Here is an 18464-nt window from a genome sequence, read left to right as displayed (position 1 = left end):
TCACCACCATCTGGTCGCTGGAGCGGGGTTCCGAAGGGGCGGTCACGGTGGTCACTCGGACGGCGGAACTGACCCCGGATGCGGGCTCAATCGGCTCGGTTGTCTCCTTTGCCGAGGACGGGGTCGGGGAACTCTACCTGATTGATTACGACGGCGAGATCTTCCGGATCGGAACGGCCGACAGCCTGACCGGTAACCTCTCTACCCGGGCCCGGCTGGGCGCAGTCAGCAACGTGGCCATTGCGGGTTTCGTGCTGGAAGGCGAGGGGCGGGCCGACCTGCTCATTCGCGGAGTGGGGCCGGGATTGGCGGACTTTCAGGTCATCGATCCGCTGGTGGATCCGAGATTCGCGGTCTTCGAGAACCCGGGCACGGGTGGCTCGGTCAGGCTCCTGGAGAATGAGGATTGGGACGACAGTGGGGCGGCGCCGGCGGTAAGGGAGGCCGAAGCGGTGACCGGCGCCTTCGCCCTGGAGGATGGAAGCACGGATGCGGCCGCGGTGTTGTCTCTGCCTGCCGGCAGTTACACCGAGGTTCTGCGAGCCGGCGCAGCGGAGGAGGGGATCGGTCTGGTCGAGGTTTACCGGATGGGACCGTCTGCGGGCCAGGCCATGGCGCCGATCCTGCGCAATATCTCGACCCGGGCAGCGGTGGAGGCCGGTGGCGGCCGGCTCATCGCCGGGTTCGTCCTCGAGGGCACGGGCTCGCGTCAGTTCCTGATCCGGGGAATCGGGCCGGGACTGGAAGATTTCGGAGTCACCGGAGTGATCACGGATCCGGTGCTCGAGGTGCTGCCCCTGGGGTCGGGAACCGTTCTGGCCGGCAATGACGATTGGGACAGTGGTCCGGGCACCGCCGGGATGATCGAGGCGGCCGAGTCCGTCGGTGCCTTTCCTCTCATGCCGGGCAGTGGCGATGCGTCCCTGCTCCTGCGGCTCGCTCCGGGTAGCTACACCGCCCGGATCCGTTCCGCTGACGGCCAGCCGGGAGTGGGTCTGGTCGAGATCTACCTCCTTTCGGATTGATGCAGACCACAGCCACTCTGTTGAACCGGCCTGTCTGATTCTCCATGGGTCGGCCCGCCGCCTGTTGCCAAACAAACCGTAGCATAGACGGGTTTCTTTCCCGTTCGAAAACAAACCGTAGGCTGCTACGTATTGTTTGCCCGGTCATCCGATGGGTTGCGAACCGTCCGGACTGTCCGGCCCAAGGCCGATGAGTCCCGGTTCCTGATCTTGCGGACCTCTCCGGGGCGTCGTTTCATCTGTGGAGGGGACGTCGTCTTTGTAACATAATACGTTACAAATGGGCGGGTCGGCCGGATCCCTGTGGCGGGTGGTCGATCCCCGTTTCTCGGGGTTGCCGCATCACATCGGTGGAGCCCATGGGATCGTTGTGCTGCCGCCTTGCCTTGTTCACTGAGGTCGATTGCATGGGGGCTTCGGACTCCTGATGAAGCTGATTCGCGAACCGCTCTTTCAATTCCTCCTCATCGGTGCGGTCTTCTTTCTGGGCTTTCGGTGGGTTAATCCGCCGAAAGCGTCCGGTCCCGAGCGGATAGAGATCAGTCAGGGCCTGGTGGATCACCTGAGCACCACCTTTGTGCGGACCTGGCAGCGGCCTCCGACCGATGAGGAGATGCGCGGCCTGATCCGCGAGCAGATCCGCGACGAGGTGGCTTACCGGGAAGCTCTCAAACTGGGACTGGACAGGGACGATTCGATCGTGCGCCGACGGATGCGCCAGAAGCTGGAATTGCTTTCGGATGACACGGCTGCACTGCGGGAGCCGGCGCCCGGAGAGCTGGAGCGCTTCTTTGAAGCGAATAGGGCGGAGTATGCGTTGGATCCGGAGATGGCCTTCGTCCAGATCTATCTCAATCCGGACAAGCATGACGATGTCCTGGGTGTGGCGGATCAGCTTCTTGATTCCCTTCGAAGCGGATCCATCAGTGAGCCGGCGTGGCCAGATCTCGGGGACAGCCTGATGCTTCCCTATGAGATGAGGTTGTCCCCGATGTGGCAAATCGGGCGTTTGTTCGGGGAGACCTTTGCCGATGCGGTCGTCGATTGCCCGGCCGAAGACTGGTGTGGGCCCGTGCGCTCAGGCTTCGGCTTCCATCTGGTCCGGATCACGATGGCGAAAGCCGGACGGGTAGCGGAGTTCGGCGAAGTCGTGGATGACGTGCGGCGCGACTGGCTCGTGCAGCGCAAGAAGGTCATGTTGGATCGCTTCTACGATTTGATGCGGGCCCGGTATCAGATTGTCTATGAGCAGGAGGGGTGGAGCGATGCCTTGGGTGAACCGTAGTCCCGGTCTTCATGGGATGGCCGGGTCGCGCGCCGCGTGGCTCTGGGTTGCGGTGGCCGTCCTTTCCTTTTTCCCGAGGGCGAGCGCCCATGAATCCTGGCCTGCGCTTCTGGATCTGAGGGAGGTTAGTGGCGGTCGTTTCGAGGTGACCTGGCGCACCCCGCTCATGGCGGGTCGCCCCTCACCCATCCGATTGGAGCTTCCTGAAGATTGGGAGACGGTGGGCATGGTGACTGCGGAGCAGCGGGACAACTGGACGGTGCGGCAGTTTTCGGTGACTCCCGGACCCGGGGGAATCGACGGAACCCGCATCCGGTTCCCGCTTCAGGAGATGACCGTCACGGATATCTTTGTCCGTGTGCTCCGGGCTGATGGAAGCGTTTTCTCCGCGGTGGTCCGGCCGGTCAGTCCTTTCATTGTGCTCAGAGGCGAGCGGTCGTGGTGGGCGAACATGCGCGAATACGGCTGGCTCGGGTTTCATCATATCCTGCTCGGGGTCGACCACCTGCTCTTTGTTCTCGGGCTCCTCCTGATTGTGCGGGGCCGGAGAAACCTGGTGAAGACGATCACCGCGTTTACCCTTGCGCACAGTCTGACCCTGGCGGCCCCCCACCCTCGGGATCGCCTCCGTTCCGCTGGAGCCGTTGAACGCCGCAGTGGCCTTGAGCATCCTGTTTCTGGGGCCGGAGATCGTCCGGGTCTGGCGCGGGGAGACCAGCCTGACGATTCGGCACCCCTGGGTGGTGGCGTTTGCCTTCGGTCTGCTCCACGGATTCGGCTTTGCCACCGGTCTCTCCACCACCGGGATGCCGGCCTCGGAGTTGCCCTGGGCGCTGCTCTGGTTCAATGTCGGGGTCGAAATGGGGCAACTCGGTTTTGTCGGTATTTGTTTCGCCCTGCTTCACGCGTGGCGGTCGCTGGAGATGCAATGGCCTACTTGGATCCTGCGTGCGCCGGGATACGCGGTCGGGTTCTGCGGTGCCTACTGGACCATTCAGCGCGTCGTGTTCATGCTGGCGTGAGAAAGACGAGGTGAAGATGAATTTCATGAACCAGGAACTACCGATCGCACCAAGGAGAGATCCAGGCCGAGTCGTGGTCGGACTTGCCCTGATTTCTGCATTCACCGCAGTGGCTTTCGGGCACGAGGAGGCGGGCAGCGCAGCGGGCCTGGTCGCCGGGCTCCACCACCCGGTATCCGGATGGGACCATATTCTCGCCATGGTCGCGGTCGGAATCTGGGGTGCCCAACTCGGCCCCCCTGCGGTCTGGGTTCTCCCGATCGCCTTCCCGATGGTCATGGCGCTGGGTGGGATGCTCGGATTGATGGGCATCGCCCTGCCGGGAGTGGAAATCGGAATCGCGCTTTCCGCCGTGGTTCTGGGCGTGATGATTCTGACCGACGCCCGACCACCGCTCTGGGTGGCGGCAGTCATCGTATCGGTTTTTGCCATCTTTCACGGGCATGCCCATGGAACGGAACTGCCGGCCGGCAGCAGTGGCCTGCTCTACAGCATCGGGTTCGTCGCCGCGACCGGAGCATTGCATGGAATCGGAATTGCGATCGGCCTGGTTCACCGCTGGACGGTGGGCCAAGCCCTTCTTCGGGTGGCCGGGGAGGGGTCGCCTGGGTGGCGGCTGGTTCCTCTGGCAGGCACTGGCATGAATGAGACCGGCGACAGGAACGATGGGCCGACCGGTGGGTTGCCCGACCGGCACGTCTGATGGCTGAAGCGGGATCCATCGCTGACCACGACGGCAGGCGCATCTCGTGCAGACGGGCTTTGGCACGTTTTGGTGGATCAGCCCACTTGTTCATCACGCCCTCGGATCGCTCCTCGTCATCGGTCTGGCTCTCCTGGGCGGCTTGCGGGGCCGGGCGACCTCCCGCGGCGTGCTGGTTGTGGTTCCGCCGGCCTGGTTGGCGGCGGGCCTGATCGGAATGGGGTGGCCGGATGCGATGCCGCCCGATTGGGCGATGGCGCTGACCGTTGGTCTGGTAGGCGCGCTTGTTCTCTCGGATGCGAGGGTCCCCCGGGGGCCTGTCATCCTGATCTCCGCTTTGATTGCTCTCTTCCATGGCTTTGTCAACGGAGCCACGATGGCTCCGGGCGGCGCGGATTGGCTCGCGCTGGTCGGCGCATCCTTCGCCGTCTTTGTCATCATTTCACTCCTCTCGGCCGCGGTGGCCGGATTGACCAGCGGGTGGCCGCGGGTGGTCGTCCGGGTCGCCGGAAGCTGGATGGTGGCGATCACGATTCTGATGATCGGCTGGGCGTTTCGTTCGTGATTCCGGAACGGCTTCGGGCGGTATAGTCTGGCGGGGTCTGGGTCCGGGACTCGGCCTTCGGGATCCCGGAGGGAATTTCGTTGCATTGGCGCCGGGGTCCGGAACAGACACAGTGATGTCCGCAAGAATATCCGGGAGTCAACGAGCGACCCGTCGGACGCCCGACCGCCGCGGGCTTGATCCGTTTGAATGAAAAAGACCGTTCAGAGGGCATACGTCCGGCTTCTTCCCGTCTGGGTAATCCTGTGCGCGCTCGGGTCTTCCCGAATATCGGCCCAGGAATTGGAACCGGGGGCTTACTCTCCCTCGCCGATCGACTTCAATATTCTGGTCGGTGCGTTGACCTTCAATTCGGGCGATCTCGCTTTTGACCCCTCCGGACCGATCACCGATGCAAGTGCCAATATCACCACCGCGGGATTCGGCTATGTGCGGACGATGGGTCTGTTCGGTCGATTGGCCAGTCTCGGAGTTGTCCTGCCCTATGTCCGGGGAGATCTCGAGGGTTACTACCTTGGTGAGTACCAGAAGGTGTTTCGATCGGGGCAGGGTGATCCCCGTATGCGCTTCGCGATCAACCTGGTGGGTGGACCGGCCCTGACTCTGAAGGAATTCGCGTTGGCCAAACCCAAGTGGACGGTCGGCGTCAGCGTTACCGTCGCGGCTCCCCTGGGTCAGTACGACTCGAACAAGCTGATCAACATCGGAAGCAATCGCTGGAGCTTCAAACCGGAGATCGGTGTTTCCCGGACAGTGGGCCGGTGGCGTTTTGAAGGGGCGGCGGGGGTCTGGGTCTTTACCGACAACACCGATTTCTTTGGAGGGGCGACCCGGAGCCAGGACCCGATCGGTTCCCTCCAGTTCCACGTCATCTACACCTTTCGTCCCCGGATGTGGATCGCCTATGACGCCAACTATTATTCCGGAGGGAGAACCTCCTTTGGTGCCGGCAAGAACGAGGATCTGCAGGACAATTCGCGGATGGGATTGACCTTCGCCATGCCGGTCAACCGGAATCAATCGCTGAAGTTCAACTACAGTCGGGGAGCGCGCACCTCGGTGGGCGCCAGGTTCGACTCCATCGGGGTTGCCTGGCAGTTGATCTGGGGTCCGAAGAGTTGACCGGAACCCTCAGGGGTAGCGGAGGCCGAGGAAGGTTGCCAGTTCCCTGACGGCCGGGGCATAGGGTCTTCTCCCGGCGACCTTCCGTGAAACCAGTCGGAGTTTGCCCGCCTTCCGTTCGGCTTTCAGGTCGACGTGGCCGATGAATCCGGTTTGGTCGAGCAGGGGCAGGGCGTAGTAGCCGCGGACCCGTTTGGCCGCCGGGGTGTAGACCTCCCAGGTGTAATCGAACTCCCAGAGGCTCCGGGTCAGGCGGCGATCGTAGATGAGGGGGTCGAGGGGAGCGACGAGGCGGGTTGCGGCACCCGCACCTGTTCCCGTTTCATTGAGGAGGGGCAGATCGGTGCGCAGGCAGTAGACGGTCGGGCTGTCCCCGATTTCGAGTGGTTGTATCAGGTCTTCGATGACAGCCGTCTCCTTCTGATTGAGGAGGGCCAGCCGGCGTTGCCTCAACCGGGTCAAGAGGGTCCAGCGCCGCGTTTCTTCGGCGGACGGGGTCCGGGAATTGAGGATCTCCGGCGGCAGGACGTGTTCGGGCAGATCGTAGATCCGGCGCAGGTTCTGACGCTCGCTGATGAGGACCCGGCCGTGGAGGAAGAGCTTGTCGAGGACGGTCTTGGCCGTTCGCCCCGGGATGCCCCAGGCGCTGGTCGTGGTGCCCGGGTGCTCGATGGCATCGGACGAGAGCGGGCCTTCTTCACGGATCTGCGCGAGAATCTTCCGGGCCAGGCGTTTCTGGGTTGGATCGAGCCGACCTCCATAGCCGCTTTCCGACCGTTCCCGTCCTTTCATGTCACGCAGAAGATAAGGCCAGGCTGCGGCGGGGAGGGCAACGAGGACTCCTGAACCGGGAATATGGTGCTCGAATCCGGGGCGTTCCGGGCGGTGCAGGTGGCGGAAGAGATCGCCTTCCGCGTAGCCGGTCACGCGGTTGCGCAGGATCAGGTCTTGCATGCGCCCGCAGACGTTGATCGGGTCGATCTGGACATAGCCCAGGTAGTCGAGCGCCTCGCCGACCGACGCCATGGGATGATCGATCCTCAAGAGGCGACGGTGGAAACGCCTGGCCTCTTCGTGGGAGAGTCTGATCGGCGGAGGGAGCATCCGGAAGCGGGTGGTGACTACGGGGCCAAGGGATCAGGCGCATATACCCGAATCGGTGAATCCCTGTGACGGCCGCCGAATTTGCGAAGGCTTCGGGCGAGGATGCAGACGTTTTCCTGTTCGGATTCCCGGGCGGCGTAGGTGGCGAAGGTGATTCTCATGCGAAAGCGGTCAGCGGCCGCCAAACCCTGACCCACGAAGTCGTTGTTGTCAGCGGTTCCTCTCTTTTTCCCGGGCGCTGCGGGAAGTCACCCGGCGAGGCGACGGAGGGCGGTCAGGTATTTGTCCCGGGTCTTGTTGATGACGTCGGCAGGCAGGTCGGGAGGGGGCGGGGTGTGATCCCAGTCGAGAGTCAGCAGGTAATCGCGGACGAACTGTTTGTCGTAGCTCGGGGGGGACATGCCGGTCCGGTAGCTGGCGGCGTCCCAGAAGCGTGAGGAGTCCGGGGTCAGGACCTCGTCGATGAGAAAGATTCCCCCGTTCTTATCGAGGCCGAATTCGAACTTGGTGTCGGCCAGGATGAGCCCGGCCTTTTCAGCGATGGCGTGGCCGCGCTGGTAGATGCCTTTGCTCAGGCGTTCGACTTCATCGAAGACCCGTTCACCGACCATGCTCCGACCTTCGGTGGCGTCGATCGGCAGATCGTGGCCGCTGGCGGCCTTGGTTGAAGGCGTGAAGATCGGGTGGGGAAGGCGTTCGGCTTCGGCGAGACCGAGGGGCAGGCGATGACCGCAGACGGTGCCGTCCTTCCGATAGGATGACCAGCCGCTTCCGGCCAGGTAACCGCGGACGACACATTCGATCGGGAGGGGTTCGAGTTTCCGGACGACCATGCTGCGCAGCTGCAGATCGGTGGAGAGACCCAGTTCGTCGCGGAGAATTCCTTCCTGGTCGGGAAAGAGGTGATTGGGAATGAAACTGCCGATCTGCCGAAACCAGAAGAGGCTCAGCTGGGTCAGGATGATGCCCTTTCCGGGCACGCCTTGGGGGAGAATGACGTCGAAGGCCGAGATCCGGTCGGAGGCGACCATGAGGAGACGGTCACCCAGGTCGAAGATATCACGGACCTTCCCAGAGGAGATCTTCGGCCAGGGCAGATCATCGATCCGGCAGACAGCATTTTCGGGCAGGTTGGCGGCGATTTGGTCGTAGGTCATACGGGTGGCGGCAGGAGGATGATTGATGTCATGGAGGTAGATGGAACCGGGCACAAGCCTGTGCCTGCCGAAAATCGTTGTTCTCACAGGTGACTCGGGGGTTTCCCGGATGGTCATTGGAGCGGAGGACGCTACCATGAAGTCGTGAGATTTGACTATAGCCTGACCGGTTGCTGCCTCCTGATGGGGGTCGTTCTGGGTGTCGGGCATGTTTTTGCCAAGGAGGCGGATATGAACACTGTCGATTTATGGAAGCTCGCCAATGAGAGGAAGGATACTTTCAGATTCTCAACCCTTTTCACGGCCCAGAACGTCCGCGATCTGCTCTCGGATGAGGAAGGGCTCAGGGAGAGCATCGACTGGTGCAAGCGAACCGGGGTGACCCGCGTTTTCGTCGAGTCATTCCGCAGCGCCTATACGGCGGAACGAAAAACCTTGGAACGCGTGAAGGCGGCCTATCTGGAGGCGGGCCTGGAGGTGAGCGGCTGTGTCACGACGACGAACGTGGGCAAGCGCAGCACCGGATGGGAGCTGATCGACTGTTACACGGATGTGCCCACCCAGGAACACCTGCAGGAGATATTCGAATACACCGCTTCGATTTTCGACGAGATCATGATCGATGATTTCTGGTTCACCGATTGCGAGTGCGCGGAATGCCAGGCTGCCAAAGGGGACCGGAGCTGGGCGGACTACCGCTGCGATCTGATGGTCCGGGTGAGCCGGGAGCGCATCCTGGAGCCGGCGAAGGCAGCAAACCCCGGGGTCAACGTCATCATCAAGTACCCCCAGTGGTACGACAATTTCCACAAACGCGGCTACGAAGTCGTCCGGCAGACGGCCGACTTTGACAGGATCTGGATCGGCACGGAGACGAGGGATCCGGACAACACGCAGTGGGGGCGAAAGGCGCAGTATGAGGCTTTCTTCATCATGCAATGGCTCGGCGGGATCGGTGGCGACAAGACGGGTGGCGGGTGGTTTGATCCCTACGGCTGCTCGCCGGAAACGTATGTCGAGCAGGCGCGGCAGACGATCCTCGGACAGGCCGGAGAAGCCGTGCTCTTCTGCTATGGATCCTTGATCGAAGACAATGGACCGGCCAACGTGGAGCGGTTGCGATCGGAGATTCCGGCTCTCCTTGATATGGCCGCCCTGGTGCGCGGGAAGTCGATCCGGGGAATCTCCGCGCCGAAACCGCCGAACAGCGATGGGTTGGATGAGGAATACGTTTTCGACTTTGTCGGCATGTTGGGGCTGCCGCTGGTCCCGGCTGCGGAGATCACGGATGGTCCGGCGGTCTTCCTGTCCGCTCATGCGCTCAAGGATCCGGATCTTGCGGACAGGGTGAACCGGATGAAGGATTCCGGAAGAAAACTGCTCATCACGGACGGGCTGAGCAACCGGCTAAGGGGAGAGGTCGATCTGAATTCGGATCAGGTGAAGATCCTCAAGGTCGGCGGCGAACCCCGGTCAATCCTGGAACTTGATCGAGCCGTCTTGCGTGGAATCCGATCGGAGATGCTCGCTCCACTGGGAATCGCCTTTGATGCCCCGTCGCGGGTCGCCCTCTACCTGATGGGTGAAGACATTGTCGCGATCGAGAACTTCAATGACGAGAAGGTGGACGTTCAGTTCAGTGTGTCCGGATTGAGCCATGCAGACGTGCGGTTGACCCTGCCCCCGGGCGGGGAAACGGATAGTCGGATGAGCAACTCTTTACTGGAGGTGACCATTGGTCCGAGAAGCCTGGTGGTTTTGACCGTTTCGGTGGCACCGGCCCGGTGAACTTTCGGGATAAAGGGGCTCCGGACCTTTCTCATTGGATCGGGGGCGGACGCCCATAGTGCGGTTCCGGCTGGGACAGCCGTCAGCAGAGTTGAACTGATTCCTCGACGGACCGTGGATGTCGCCGCGGAGCGACAGACTGCCCGCTTTCATGGGAATTGAACGTCTTGGGAACGGCCGGCCTTCGATTCTCCGATCGATTTCTTCAGATCAACGCTTCGGGAAACGCTTCCCAAACGCGGTGGCGGGTAGAGTGGGTCTGTCAAGTGAAGCGACGGTCGCTTCAGAAAGTTCAACCCAAGAAAGGAAACACAACCATGCCACTCGTAAACGTACAGATCATCGAAAATGTGTTCACACCCGAACAGAAGAAGGAAATCATCGAGAAGATCACCGACACAATGGTCTCGATCGAAGGAGAAGCCCTCAGGTCGGTCACCTGGGTCAAGATCGACGAAGTGAAGGAAGGCAGCTGGGGCATCGGAGGGCAGACGCTCACAGCCGCGGACGTGCATCGCATGCAGATGGCATCGGTCTGACCACCGGAGGCTGGAAGGGGGGCCGGTCACCCGACCGGCGCCCCCCTTCCGGACCCACGGAACTTTCGGAACAGGCCCATCCTTGAGGACACCCTTCTGGTCCGAAAACCTGTGGCGCCGTCGCCTCCATGGACACTTCGATCCGCTCGGTGGCCGGAAACCAGAACCCCGGCGAGTCATCTGATGCGGCATTCACTCCACCCATTATGAATACACGACAGAATCACCTTTCAGGAGTCTTGATACTACTTATGACGATCTCAATTTCGCAAGTTGGCGCAGTCCATGGTGCAAACGAATTGGACGCCCGGCCTCCTTACCGGATGGTCGAGTTCCCCTCAGAGGGAGCGTTGCTCAGGGGAAGGCTCTATCTCCCCGAAGGCCGGACGGGTCGGCTGCCCATCATCGTCATGGCGCACGGCTACTCGGCCACGATCAATGGGATGGTGGCCGACCGGTATGCCGAACGGTACGTCGGGGCGGGCTTTGCCGTATTGCTCTACGACCATCGCAATTTCGGTATCAGCGGTGGTGAGCCAAGGCAGGAAGTCAACATATGGACCCAGGCGAGAGGCTATCTGGATGCTCTGGATTATGTCACCCGTCTGTCCGAGATCGATACGGAACGGATTGCGATCTGGGGAGACAGCATGAGTGCCGGAGAGGTGATCGTGGTGGCGGCTGTTGATCCCCGTGTCAAAGCGGTCGTCGCCCAGATACCGAGTTGTGGCGATGATCCGCCGACCGACGATCCTGATGGTACGCTCTTTGCGTCCATTCGGGACACCCTCCTGAACGGCGACATTCAGGCTACTCCCGAGACCACGGTGGGCCCGCTCCCGGTTGTTTCCTATGCTCCCGAAATGGTCCCTTCGATCATGAAGCCAATCTCCGCGTTCCGTTGGTTCATCGACTACGGGGCGCAATATGGAACCAAGTGGGAAAACCGGGTGACCCATGTGACCCCCGCAGTTCCCGTGGGATTCAGTCCTGGCATTTGTGTGCCGCACATCAAGGTACCCCTGCTGATGGTGGTCGCCTATGAGGATGAAATGCCCTACTGTAGCGCGGATGTCGCCCGGCATGTCTATGGAATGGCTCCGGGACCTAAGCGACTGCACCAACTGGGCGGTGGGCATTTCGGATTACTCTACTATCCCAGCCCCCTCTTTGAAGATGCCAGCAGGGTCCAGATCGATTTCCTCAGGGAGCATTTCGAATGAAATGCCAGGAGGTTTGCCCGCTTCGTTTGCAGATCAGCCCTTTCATGGATATCTTGCCCAACGCGGTAAGCGCAAAACAGCAACGCTCGTAAACGGCAAAGGAGCATTCATCATGACACTGAAAGTAACCAGAACGGACGTATGGGCAGCGGAGATCAACGACAAGCCAGGGGAATTGGGTCTGGCATTAAAGGCCTTGGCCGACTTTGGAGCCGATCTCGATTGTGTGATCGCCCGACGCCAACCAGGCAAACCAGGCAAGGGAATCGTCTTTGTTTCCCCGTTGAATCCCAAGCATCTGTCGGAAACTCCCGATCAGGCCGGTTTTCACTCCGCCGAGAGGATAGCCACCCTCAAGGTCGAAGGTACCAATAAGCCGGGTCTCGGAGGAGAACTGGCCAAAGCCATCGGCGATGCCAAGATCAGCATGCGCGGACTCTCGGCCAATGTCATCGGACACAAATTCGTCTGCTACATAGGCTTCGACAGCACTGTCGATGCGGATAAGGCAGAGAAGGTGCTGGAGGCCTATAAACAAGCGCATCCCACCTGGTATCAGTCTCTGGCCAGGAAGCCCAAGGAAAAGGAGTTGGCCGGCGTCAACTGATCCCCTTGCAGACCGCCTGATAGGGCGGATACATCGCTGGCGAGGGAATTCGTTGATCTCGCGCGAAGATCTCCGCTTCGCTCCGTCGTTCACGAAGCCGCAAACCGGCTGAGACGGCCTGACACCCCAAGGGTGTGTGGGTCGCGCTGCGACCAAGTTGTCGCCGGGTTCGGCTCGGAACTCATCCCCTGGGCGGTTCTGTCACTGGCGCAGTTCCTTCTGCCATCAGACATCTGCCCTCTTCCATCCCCAATGGCGTCCCCTAGGGGATTGGTTGGCCTGAGGCCAAGTGCTTCGCACCCGCACTTTGTGCGTCCCATCTCCGCTTCGCTCCGTCGAACCCCAAGGGGTTCTTCATCCCCTGGGCGGTTCTGTCACTGGCGCAGTTCCTTCTGCCATCAGACATCTGCCCTCTTCCATCCCCAATGGCGTCCCCTAGGGGATTCGAACCCCTGTTCTCACCGTGAAAGGGTGGTGTCCTAGGCCGGGCTAGACGAAGGGGACATCCAATGAGAAAGGAGGAACGTAGGTTGGGAAGCGGAACGCGCAAGTCTTTTTCATCGGGTATTTTCCCGGCGACGACCGGCGGTGGGGTGACGGGCCGGAGTCCGGCGCTACATTCATTCCCCGGCCCTGTGGTCGAACTTCCCGTCGCTACGGGAAATTCTTCCGTTGACAAACTGAAGAAGAGCCCGGCATTTTCTCCCTCTTTTCCATTTCGCCATGCAACCGACCTTTCGTCCCCATAACAAAAAGCGCGCCCGCAAGATCGGGTTCCGCGCCCGCATGTCCACTCGTGGTGGCCGCCAGGTCATTGCCAATCGTCGCCGCAAGGGCCGCAAGCGGTTGACCGTGGTCTGAGCCCGTTTATGCCCGAAGATCGGGCAGATTTGCGCTTTCGCCCGCACCAGCATCTGCGGCGCAATCGGGACTTTCAGGCCGTCAGGGAACGGGGACGTCGCATTCCATGCGGCGTCTTTCTGTTTCAGGCGGCCATCCGTTCGGGCGAAGGTGACTCGGTCAATGGACCCCGGCTTGGCATCATCACCTCGAGGCGGGTGGGGCCGGCGGTGGTCAGGAATCGGATGCGCAGGCGGATGCGGGAGATTTTCCGAACGCACCAGGACCGTCTTCGGCGGGATGTGGACATCGTTCTGGTCATGCGGGCTTCGGCCAGGGAGGTAACCTTTGAGAATCTGGAGCTTCGTTTCCTGAAGGCGGTCGAGAAGAGCCGCATCGGACGGGCCGGGCCCAAGGATGGCGGAACCGGCGAATAGACTCCGATGGACCCGGTTGCCGGCCTGGGTGGGCGATCGGCTGATCCGGGCTTACCAGCTGGTGGTTTCGCCCATGCTGGTCGCCTTTTTCGGTCCCCAGTCGGGCTGTCGTTTCCATCCCTCGTGTTCGGAATACGCCCGGGGATGCCTCAAGGAGCACGGCCTGATCAGGGGCGGCTGGCTGAGTCTGAAGCGCATCCTGCGCTGTCACCCCTGGCATCCGGGCGGTGAGGATCCGGTGCCGCCACGGAAACCAGGGGGATAGAGTTCCGTGATGAGGTGTTTTTGTCGGGTGGTCTGCACTTCCTGATGAAACCACCCTAATGTGCTTGCCCGGAGGCGGGGAAACCTGTTTATCATCCCCTTTTTCGCGTTTGCCGGCGCTGTTCATGACGCCGATCAGGGGAAGCTTCCAAATCGGGTGGTTTCCATGATGTTTTGGTCCCGAAGGACCGGCCCGGGCAGGCGCGGTCAATCTTTGGATTTCTGAATGGATAAGAAAAATACGGTTATCGGGGTCGTGCTCCTCATCGCCGCCTTCGGCGCATTCTACTGGAGCAGCCGGAACGCGGCCCGGCACCCGCCTCCTTCGCGTGAGGTGATTTCCGCCCCAGGCGAGATCGATCCGGCAGCCCGGGCGGCGGGTGAAACGCCGGGAGCCGTCGAGGGCGCCGCCCCGATTGTTCCGCAGGCGGCACCGGTGGTCACCTCGGGTCAACCGCTCTATGCCGAGGCCCAGGGAGAGGGTGCGGACGATTCAGTTGTCACGCTGCGCAACGAGTTCATTTCGGTGGATCTGACCGGAAAGGGCGGTGCGATCCGTGATATTCGCCTGCTGAAGTTTGCGGCCGTCAAGAACGGCGAAGACCCCTACGTGTTCAATGAGTTGCGGTTTCTGCCGGCGCTCAGCCTGGTCGATTTCCCGGGGGCGGACGCCTCTGTCCTTTATGAAATGGTGGAGCAGGGCGCTCACCATGTCGTCTTCCGCACGGTGATCGATGGCCGGATGGAGATCACCCGGACTTATCGGGTGGCCAACGGGGGCGGTGGCGATCCCTACGTGATCCGGCACGAGATGACCCTGCGCAATCTGGTGGACGAAGCGCTGGCCACGCCGCGGCTGGCGTTGAATCTGGGCACGGCGGCGCCGATCAGCGCCAAGGATTCGGGAATGTATCTCAACGTCGGCTTCTATAATGGAGACAAGGCCACCTTCATCGGGAGGAACAAATTCGGCGGGGGCGGCTTCCTGAGCATGTTCGGGATGGGTTCGTCGGAGCCGGTTCCGGTCATCCGGCGGGACGGCACCACGGTCTGGGCGTCGGTCAAGAACCAGTTCTTTACCAGTGTTCTGACCCCGGACGAGCCCGGTACGGGGATTCTTACCCGCCGGGTTGAGTTTCCGGTCATGCCGGGGGAGGAAAAGGCCCGGATCGGGATCACCGGCAGTCTGGAGACGGATCCGATCCTGCTGGCGGCGTCGGGGGAGAAGCAACTGGGTTTCGATTTCTACGTCGGCCCGAAGGAATTCTCCCGGCTCGAGTCCTTTGAGGAACGGCAGGACCTGGTCATGCAGTTCGGGTTCTTCGGCTTCTTCTCGAAGCTGCTGCTCCAGCTGATGAGCTGGATCCACGGATTCCTGCCCAACTACGGGGTGGCCATCATCCTGACCACGCTGCTGATCAAGACGATCCTCTGGCCGTTGACCGCGCAGGCGGCCCGCTCCTCCAAGCGGATGGCCAAGATCCAGGAGCCGCTCAAGGAAATCCGGGAGAAGTACAAGGACAATCCGCAGAAGCAGCAGCAGGAAACCCTGGCTCTGTTCAAGGCGAACAAGATCAACCCGCTGGGCGGTTGCCTGCCGATTTTCGTGCAGATCCCGATCTTCTTCGGCCTTTTCCGGATGCTGCAGAGTGCGTCCGAGCTGCGTTTTGCCGAGTTTCTCTGGATCGGGGATCTCTCGGCTCCGGACACCCTGGCGCATGTCTTCGGGTTCCCCTTCAATCTGCTGCCCCTGTTCATGGGGGTGACCATGTACTACCAGATGAAGATGATGCCGACCCCGACGGTCGACAACGCGCAGGCGAAGATGTTCAAGTTCATGCCGTTCATCTTCCTCATCTTCTGCTACAATTTCTCGTCCGGGCTGGTCCTTTACTGGACGGTGCAGAACCTCTTCACCATCGGTCAGCAGTTCCTGACCAACCGACGACCGGACCCGGGCATGATCACGCCGATCACGGATCCGAAGAAGGCGAAGCAGATTGCGGCGGCGAAAGGTCCTCAGCAGGAGAAAAAGTTGAATCGCGGACTGCCCTCCCAGCCCAAGCGCAAGAAGAAGAAGGGTTGAATCCCGCGCTCTTCTGGAAGTCTCTCAATCACGGAAACGTTATGTCTGGTCACAGTAAATGGTCGACGATCAAGCGCAAGAAGGGTGCGGCCGACGCCAAGCGCGGTAAGGTTTTCAGCCGCCTGGCGAAGGAGATTTCCATGGCGGCCAAGGACGGCGGCGGCGACATGTCGATGAATCCGAAGCTGCGGACCGTCCTGCTCAAGGCCAAGGCGGCGAACATGCCGGCGGAAAACATCGACCGGGCGATCAAGAAGGGCACGGGCGAACTGCCCGGGGTAACCTATGATCAGGTCATCTACGAAGGGTACGCGCCGGGAGGGGTTGCGCTGATCGTCGAGGTGACCACGGACAACAAGAATCGAAGTGCTTCGGAAATCCGCTCCCTCTTCGGGAAGAACGGCGGCAATCTGGCCGGACCGAATGCCGTCTCCTTCATGTTCAACCGATGTGGTCATATCCTGGTCAGCCGGGAAAAGGGGTCGGAGGACGAATTGATGGAGATCGCTATCGAGGCCGGGGCGGACGACTTCCGTTCCCACCCCGAGTATTTCGAGATCATCACCCCGATCGAGGCCTACGAGGCGGTGGCGGAGGCCCTGGCGAGGAAGGAAATCGAGCCGGATTCCTCCGAACTTGCCTATCTGCCACAGAACACGGTTCCGGTCACGGACGCTGCCACAGCCGCCCAGGTTCAGCGATTGATCGAGGTCCTTGATGACGTCGACGATGTGCAGGCGGTCTTTTCGAACGCCGACATCGAAGAGGCGGAGTGAGCCGGAGTGGGCGGAGTGCCCTTATGACAGACCGCACGCTTTTCGGCTTTGCCACCGGCGCCGGAGGCGGGTTGCATCCATGCGGCGACCATGAATGACACGGAATCAGCGCTGCACGGGGATACGGAGGGCGAGATCGGCCTGGTCCATCCCGAGGACTTCGTCTGCCCGGATCCCTTCACCTTTGAGACCGGTCAGTCGATCCCCGGCTTCACCTTGCGCTACGAGACCTACGGGCATCTGAATGCGGAGCGGACCAACGGAATCCTCATCTGCCATGCCCTCAGCGGTGATCATCACTGTGCCGGAATCCACTCGCTGAGGGACCGGAAGACCGGCTGGTGGAACAACATGATCGGCCCGGGCAAGGCGATCGACACCCATCGTTTTTTTGTCATCTGTTCGAATTCCATCGGTGGGTGCAAGGGATCGACCGGTCCGACCTCGATCAATCCCCTGACCGGACGTCCCTACAATCTTGATTTCCCCAGGGTCTCCATCCGGGACATGGTCAGGACCCAGAAGCGCCTGATCGATCATCTTGGCCTGAAAGGACTGGATGCGGTCGTCGGCGGGTCGATGGGCGGCATGCAGGTCCTGCAATGGGGAATTGAATACCCGGGCTTCGTCCGCCGGCTCCTGCCCATGGCGACAACCTCCTGCCAGGGGACCCAGTCCATCGCCTTCAACGTGGTCGGTCGCCAGGCCATCATGGAGGATCCGAGTTGGCTCAACGGCAACTACGAGCCGGAAGCCGGTCCGCGGGTCGGTCTGGCCATCGCCCGGATGATGGCGCACATCACCTATCTTTCGGACAAGGGGATGGACCAGAAATTCGGGCGGAGGAGATTGAAAACCCCCCGCTCGGGATCGCCATTTTCGGCCGACTTCGAAGTGGAGAGTTACCTGACCCATCAGGGGCGCGCCTTCATCGACCGGTTCGACGCCAACACCTACCTCTACTTCACCGGGGCGCTCGATTATTTTGACCTGGCGGGTCAATACGGATCGCTGGAAGCGGCCTTTGCGAAGCTCGATTCGCGCGTTCTGGTCGTGGGTTTCACTTCCGACTGGCTGTTCCCACCCGAGCAGAACCGGGAAATCGTCCTGGCCATGCTGCGGGCGGGCAAGAGTGCCAGTTATGCCGAAGTCGAGATGGACCTGGGCCATGATTCCTTCCTGGTGGAATCGCCAAACCTCTACGAACTCGTCCGCGCGTTTCTCGACGAGAATTGATTGATCATGTCGAAGCTTCCTCCCAAACGCACGGTTGATATGCAGATCATCGCGGACTGGATCGAACCGGGTTCGCGGGTGCTCGACCTGGGGTGCGGACGCGGGGTTCTGCTGGAATTCCTCGTCCAGAGCAAAGCGGTGCGTGCGGTGGGCGTTGATACCGATTTCACCAAGGTGACGGCCTGTATCCGGCGCGGACTGTCAGCCTATCAGGGCGATCTGGAGGTATTACTGAAGCGGTTTCCGGACGGGTTTTTCGATCATGTCCTCTGTTCACGCACCGTGCAGGAGCTGTCGCACCCCGCACGGGTCATCGGGGAGGCCCTCCGGGTGGGACGGAAGTTGACGGTCGGCTTTGTCAATCACGGCTATTGGAAGAACCGGGTCAGCCTGGCCTTGCATGGCCGGAGGCTGGTCAACGACGTCTACCCGAGCGAATGGGCGGGCAGCCGCCCGAGCAATCCGGTTTCGGTGGTCGAATTCGAGCATTTCTGTGAAGAATCGGGTGTGGGGATGGACCGCAGGGTCTACCTGCGGGGTGATTGGAAGACCCCTTGCCGCTTCCTGCCCAATCTGTTTTCCGGATACGCGATCTACGAGCTGGGTTCGGCCGCGGTGCGGCCATCTGTCGGGTGATTTTTTTCGATTCGAGGTTTCCCTCGCGGAATTCTGTGTTTAGCGTCGC

General features: G+C 61.3%; 20 protein-coding genes and 1 tRNA gene. 17 read left to right on the top strand and 4 right to left on the bottom strand.

Annotated features, from left to right (window positions below; translation table 11 throughout):
• The 6 genes from R3F07_20645 to R3F07_20620 all read left to right on the top strand — a co-directional run.
• Window positions 1-1025: hypothetical protein (locus tag R3F07_20645; protein ID MEZ5278802.1), on the top strand; the 1025-nt coding region annotated here is incomplete at its 5' end.
• 427 nt (window positions 1026-1452) lie between these two features.
• The gene (locus R3F07_20640; protein ID MEZ5278801.1) at window positions 1453-2310 is read left to right on the top strand and encodes a peptidylprolyl isomerase; all 858 of its coding nucleotides are present in this window, start codon (window positions 1453-1455) and stop codon (window positions 2308-2310) included.
• A gap of 620 nt (window positions 2311-2930) precedes the next feature.
• Window positions 2931-3332, top strand: a complete 402-nt coding sequence (locus R3F07_20635; GenBank protein MEZ5278800.1) for a HupE/UreJ family protein — start codon at window positions 2931-2933, stop codon at window positions 3330-3332.
• A 25-nt stretch (window positions 3333-3357) separates the two neighbouring features.
• The gene (locus R3F07_20630) at window positions 3358-4035 is read left to right on the top strand and encodes a HupE/UreJ family protein (GenBank protein MEZ5278799.1); all 678 of its coding nucleotides are present in this window, start codon (window positions 3358-3360) and stop codon (window positions 4033-4035) included.
• A gap of 46 nt (window positions 4036-4081) precedes the next feature.
• Entirely contained in the window at window positions 4082-4600 is a 519-nt protein-coding gene (locus R3F07_20625; protein MEZ5278798.1) for a HupE/UreJ family protein, read from the top strand.
• Between the two features lie 189 nt (window positions 4601-4789).
• Window positions 4790-5722, top strand: coding sequence for a transporter (locus R3F07_20620; GenBank protein ID MEZ5278797.1), 933 nt, complete (start codon window positions 4790-4792; stop codon window positions 5720-5722).
• Window positions 5723-5731: 9 nt separating this feature from the next.
• On the opposite strand, the gene R3F07_20615 is transcribed toward R3F07_20620, so the two are convergent.
• The 3 genes from R3F07_20615 to R3F07_20605 all read right to left on the bottom strand — a co-directional run bounded on the left by R3F07_20615 (window position 5732) and on the right by R3F07_20605 (window position 7983).
• Window positions 5732-6826 carry a crosslink repair DNA glycosylase YcaQ family protein gene (locus R3F07_20615; GenBank protein ID MEZ5278796.1) on the bottom strand — a complete coding sequence of 365 codons (1095 nt, stop codon included), beginning with the start codon at window positions 6824-6826 and terminating at the stop codon, window positions 5732-5734.
• Between the two features lie 17 nt (window positions 6827-6843).
• Window positions 6844-6987, bottom strand: a complete 144-nt coding sequence (locus tag R3F07_20610) for a hypothetical protein (GenBank protein ID MEZ5278795.1) — start codon at window positions 6985-6987, stop codon at window positions 6844-6846.
• Between the two features lie 87 nt (window positions 6988-7074).
• Window positions 7075-7983, bottom strand: coding sequence for a phosphoribosylaminoimidazolesuccinocarboxamide synthase (locus R3F07_20605; GenBank protein MEZ5278794.1), 909 nt, complete (start codon window positions 7981-7983; stop codon window positions 7075-7077).
• A gap of 144 nt (window positions 7984-8127) precedes the next feature.
• On the opposite strand from R3F07_20605, the gene R3F07_20600 reads away from it, so the two are divergent.
• The 4 genes from R3F07_20600 to R3F07_20585 all read left to right on the top strand — a co-directional run bounded on the left by R3F07_20600 (window position 8128) and on the right by R3F07_20585 (window position 12140).
• Window positions 8128-9771, top strand: coding sequence for a hypothetical protein (locus tag R3F07_20600; protein MEZ5278793.1), 1644 nt, complete (start codon window positions 8128-8130; stop codon window positions 9769-9771).
• Window positions 9772-10088: 317 nt separating this feature from the next.
• Window positions 10089-10310, top strand: a complete 222-nt coding sequence (locus R3F07_20595) for a 4-oxalocrotonate tautomerase family protein (GenBank protein MEZ5278792.1) — start codon at window positions 10089-10091, stop codon at window positions 10308-10310.
• A 251-nt stretch (window positions 10311-10561) separates the two neighbouring features.
• A complete protein-coding gene (locus tag R3F07_20590; protein MEZ5278791.1) occupies window positions 10562-11533 on the top strand; it encodes a CocE/NonD family hydrolase in 972 nt (323 codons plus the stop codon).
• Between the two features lie 112 nt (window positions 11534-11645).
• Window positions 11646-12140, top strand: a complete 495-nt coding sequence (locus R3F07_20585) for a hypothetical protein (protein MEZ5278790.1) — start codon at window positions 11646-11648, stop codon at window positions 12138-12140.
• 426 nt (window positions 12141-12566) lie between these two features.
• Here R3F07_20585 and R3F07_20580 read toward each other — a convergent pair.
• Window positions 12567-12644 (bottom strand) — tRNA-Glu (locus tag R3F07_20580).
• A gap of 219 nt (window positions 12645-12863) precedes the next feature.
• Here R3F07_20580 and rpmH point away from each other — a divergent pair.
• The 7 genes from rpmH to R3F07_20545 all read left to right on the top strand — a co-directional run bounded on the left by rpmH (window position 12864) and on the right by R3F07_20545 (window position 18415).
• Window positions 12864-13001: a 50S ribosomal protein L34 gene (gene rpmH / locus R3F07_20575; GenBank protein ID MEZ5278789.1), complete on the top strand. Its 138-nt coding sequence runs from the start codon at window positions 12864-12866 to the stop codon at window positions 12999-13001.
• 8 nt (window positions 13002-13009) lie between these two features.
• Window positions 13010-13417, top strand: coding sequence for a ribonuclease P protein component (gene rnpA, locus R3F07_20570; protein MEZ5278788.1), 408 nt, complete (start codon window positions 13010-13012; stop codon window positions 13415-13417).
• Window positions 13398-13682 carry a membrane protein insertion efficiency factor YidD gene (gene yidD, locus R3F07_20565; protein MEZ5278787.1) on the top strand — a complete coding sequence of 95 codons (285 nt, stop codon included), beginning with the start codon at window positions 13398-13400 and terminating at the stop codon, window positions 13680-13682. Before rnpA ends, yidD begins: the two co-directional genes overlap by 20 nt.
• Window positions 13683-13907: 225 nt before the next feature.
• A complete protein-coding gene (yidC, locus tag R3F07_20560; GenBank protein MEZ5278786.1) occupies window positions 13908-15767 on the top strand; it encodes a membrane protein insertase YidC in 1860 nt (619 codons plus the stop codon).
• Between the two features lie 41 nt (window positions 15768-15808).
• Entirely contained in the window at window positions 15809-16543 is a 735-nt protein-coding gene (locus R3F07_20555) for a YebC/PmpR family DNA-binding transcriptional regulator (protein ID MEZ5278785.1), read from the top strand.
• 90 nt (window positions 16544-16633) lie between these two features.
• Window positions 16634-17779, top strand: coding sequence for a homoserine O-acetyltransferase (locus R3F07_20550; protein ID MEZ5278784.1), 1146 nt, complete (start codon window positions 16634-16636; stop codon window positions 17777-17779).
• Window positions 17780-17785: 6 nt separating this feature from the next.
• Complete coding sequence (locus tag R3F07_20545; GenBank protein ID MEZ5278783.1) at window positions 17786-18415, top strand: methionine biosynthesis protein MetW; 630 nt, start codon at window positions 17786-17788, stop codon at window positions 18413-18415.
• Window positions 18416-18464: the final 49 nt, after the last annotated feature.

The organism is Opitutaceae bacterium (assembly GCA_041395105.1).
Classification (GTDB): Bacteria; Verrucomicrobiota; Verrucomicrobiia; order Opitutales; family Opitutaceae; genus B12-G4.
This window is presented reverse-complemented; position numbering and strand designations above follow the sequence as displayed.

What these genes read in the sequence shown, in the direction of transcription:
- R3F07_20640 (MEZ5278801.1), top strand. Translation starts at nt 1,453, where the DNA reads ATGAAGCTGATTCGCGAACCGCTCTTTCAATTCCTCCTCATCGGTGCG.
- R3F07_20630 (MEZ5278799.1), top strand. Translation starts at nt 3,358, where the DNA reads ATGAACCAGGAACTACCGATCGCACCAAGGAGAGATCCAGGCCGAGTC.
- R3F07_20620 (MEZ5278797.1), top strand. Translation starts at nt 4,790, where the DNA reads ATGAAAAAGACCGTTCAGAGGGCATACGTCCGGCTTCTTCCCGTCTGG.
- R3F07_20615 (MEZ5278796.1), bottom strand. Translation starts at nt 6,826, where the DNA reads ATGCTCCCTCCGCCGATCAGACTCTCCCACGAAGAGGCCAGGCGTTTC.
- R3F07_20610 (MEZ5278795.1), bottom strand. Translation starts at nt 6,987, where the DNA reads ATGAGAATCACCTTCGCCACCTACGCCGCCCGGGAATCCGAACAGGAA.
- R3F07_20605 (MEZ5278794.1), bottom strand. Translation starts at nt 7,983, where the DNA reads ATGACCTACGACCAAATCGCCGCCAACCTGCCCGAAAATGCTGTCTGC.
- R3F07_20595 (MEZ5278792.1), top strand. Translation starts at nt 10,089, where the DNA reads ATGCCACTCGTAAACGTACAGATCATCGAAAATGTGTTCACACCCGAA.
- R3F07_20590 (MEZ5278791.1), top strand. Translation starts at nt 10,562, where the DNA reads ATGACGATCTCAATTTCGCAAGTTGGCGCAGTCCATGGTGCAAACGAA.
- R3F07_20585 (MEZ5278790.1), top strand. Translation starts at nt 11,646, where the DNA reads ATGACACTGAAAGTAACCAGAACGGACGTATGGGCAGCGGAGATCAAC.
- rpmH (MEZ5278789.1), top strand. Translation starts at nt 12,864, where the DNA reads ATGCAACCGACCTTTCGTCCCCATAACAAAAAGCGCGCCCGCAAGATC.
- rnpA (MEZ5278788.1), top strand. Translation starts at nt 13,010, where the DNA reads ATGCCCGAAGATCGGGCAGATTTGCGCTTTCGCCCGCACCAGCATCTG.
- yidD (MEZ5278787.1), top strand. Translation starts at nt 13,398, where the DNA reads ATGGCGGAACCGGCGAATAGACTCCGATGGACCCGGTTGCCGGCCTGG.
- yidC (MEZ5278786.1), top strand. Translation starts at nt 13,908, where the DNA reads ATGGATAAGAAAAATACGGTTATCGGGGTCGTGCTCCTCATCGCCGCC.
- R3F07_20555 (MEZ5278785.1), top strand. Translation starts at nt 15,809, where the DNA reads ATGTCTGGTCACAGTAAATGGTCGACGATCAAGCGCAAGAAGGGTGCG.
- R3F07_20550 (MEZ5278784.1), top strand. Translation starts at nt 16,634, where the DNA reads ATGAATGACACGGAATCAGCGCTGCACGGGGATACGGAGGGCGAGATC.
- R3F07_20545 (MEZ5278783.1), top strand. Translation starts at nt 17,786, where the DNA reads ATGTCGAAGCTTCCTCCCAAACGCACGGTTGATATGCAGATCATCGCG.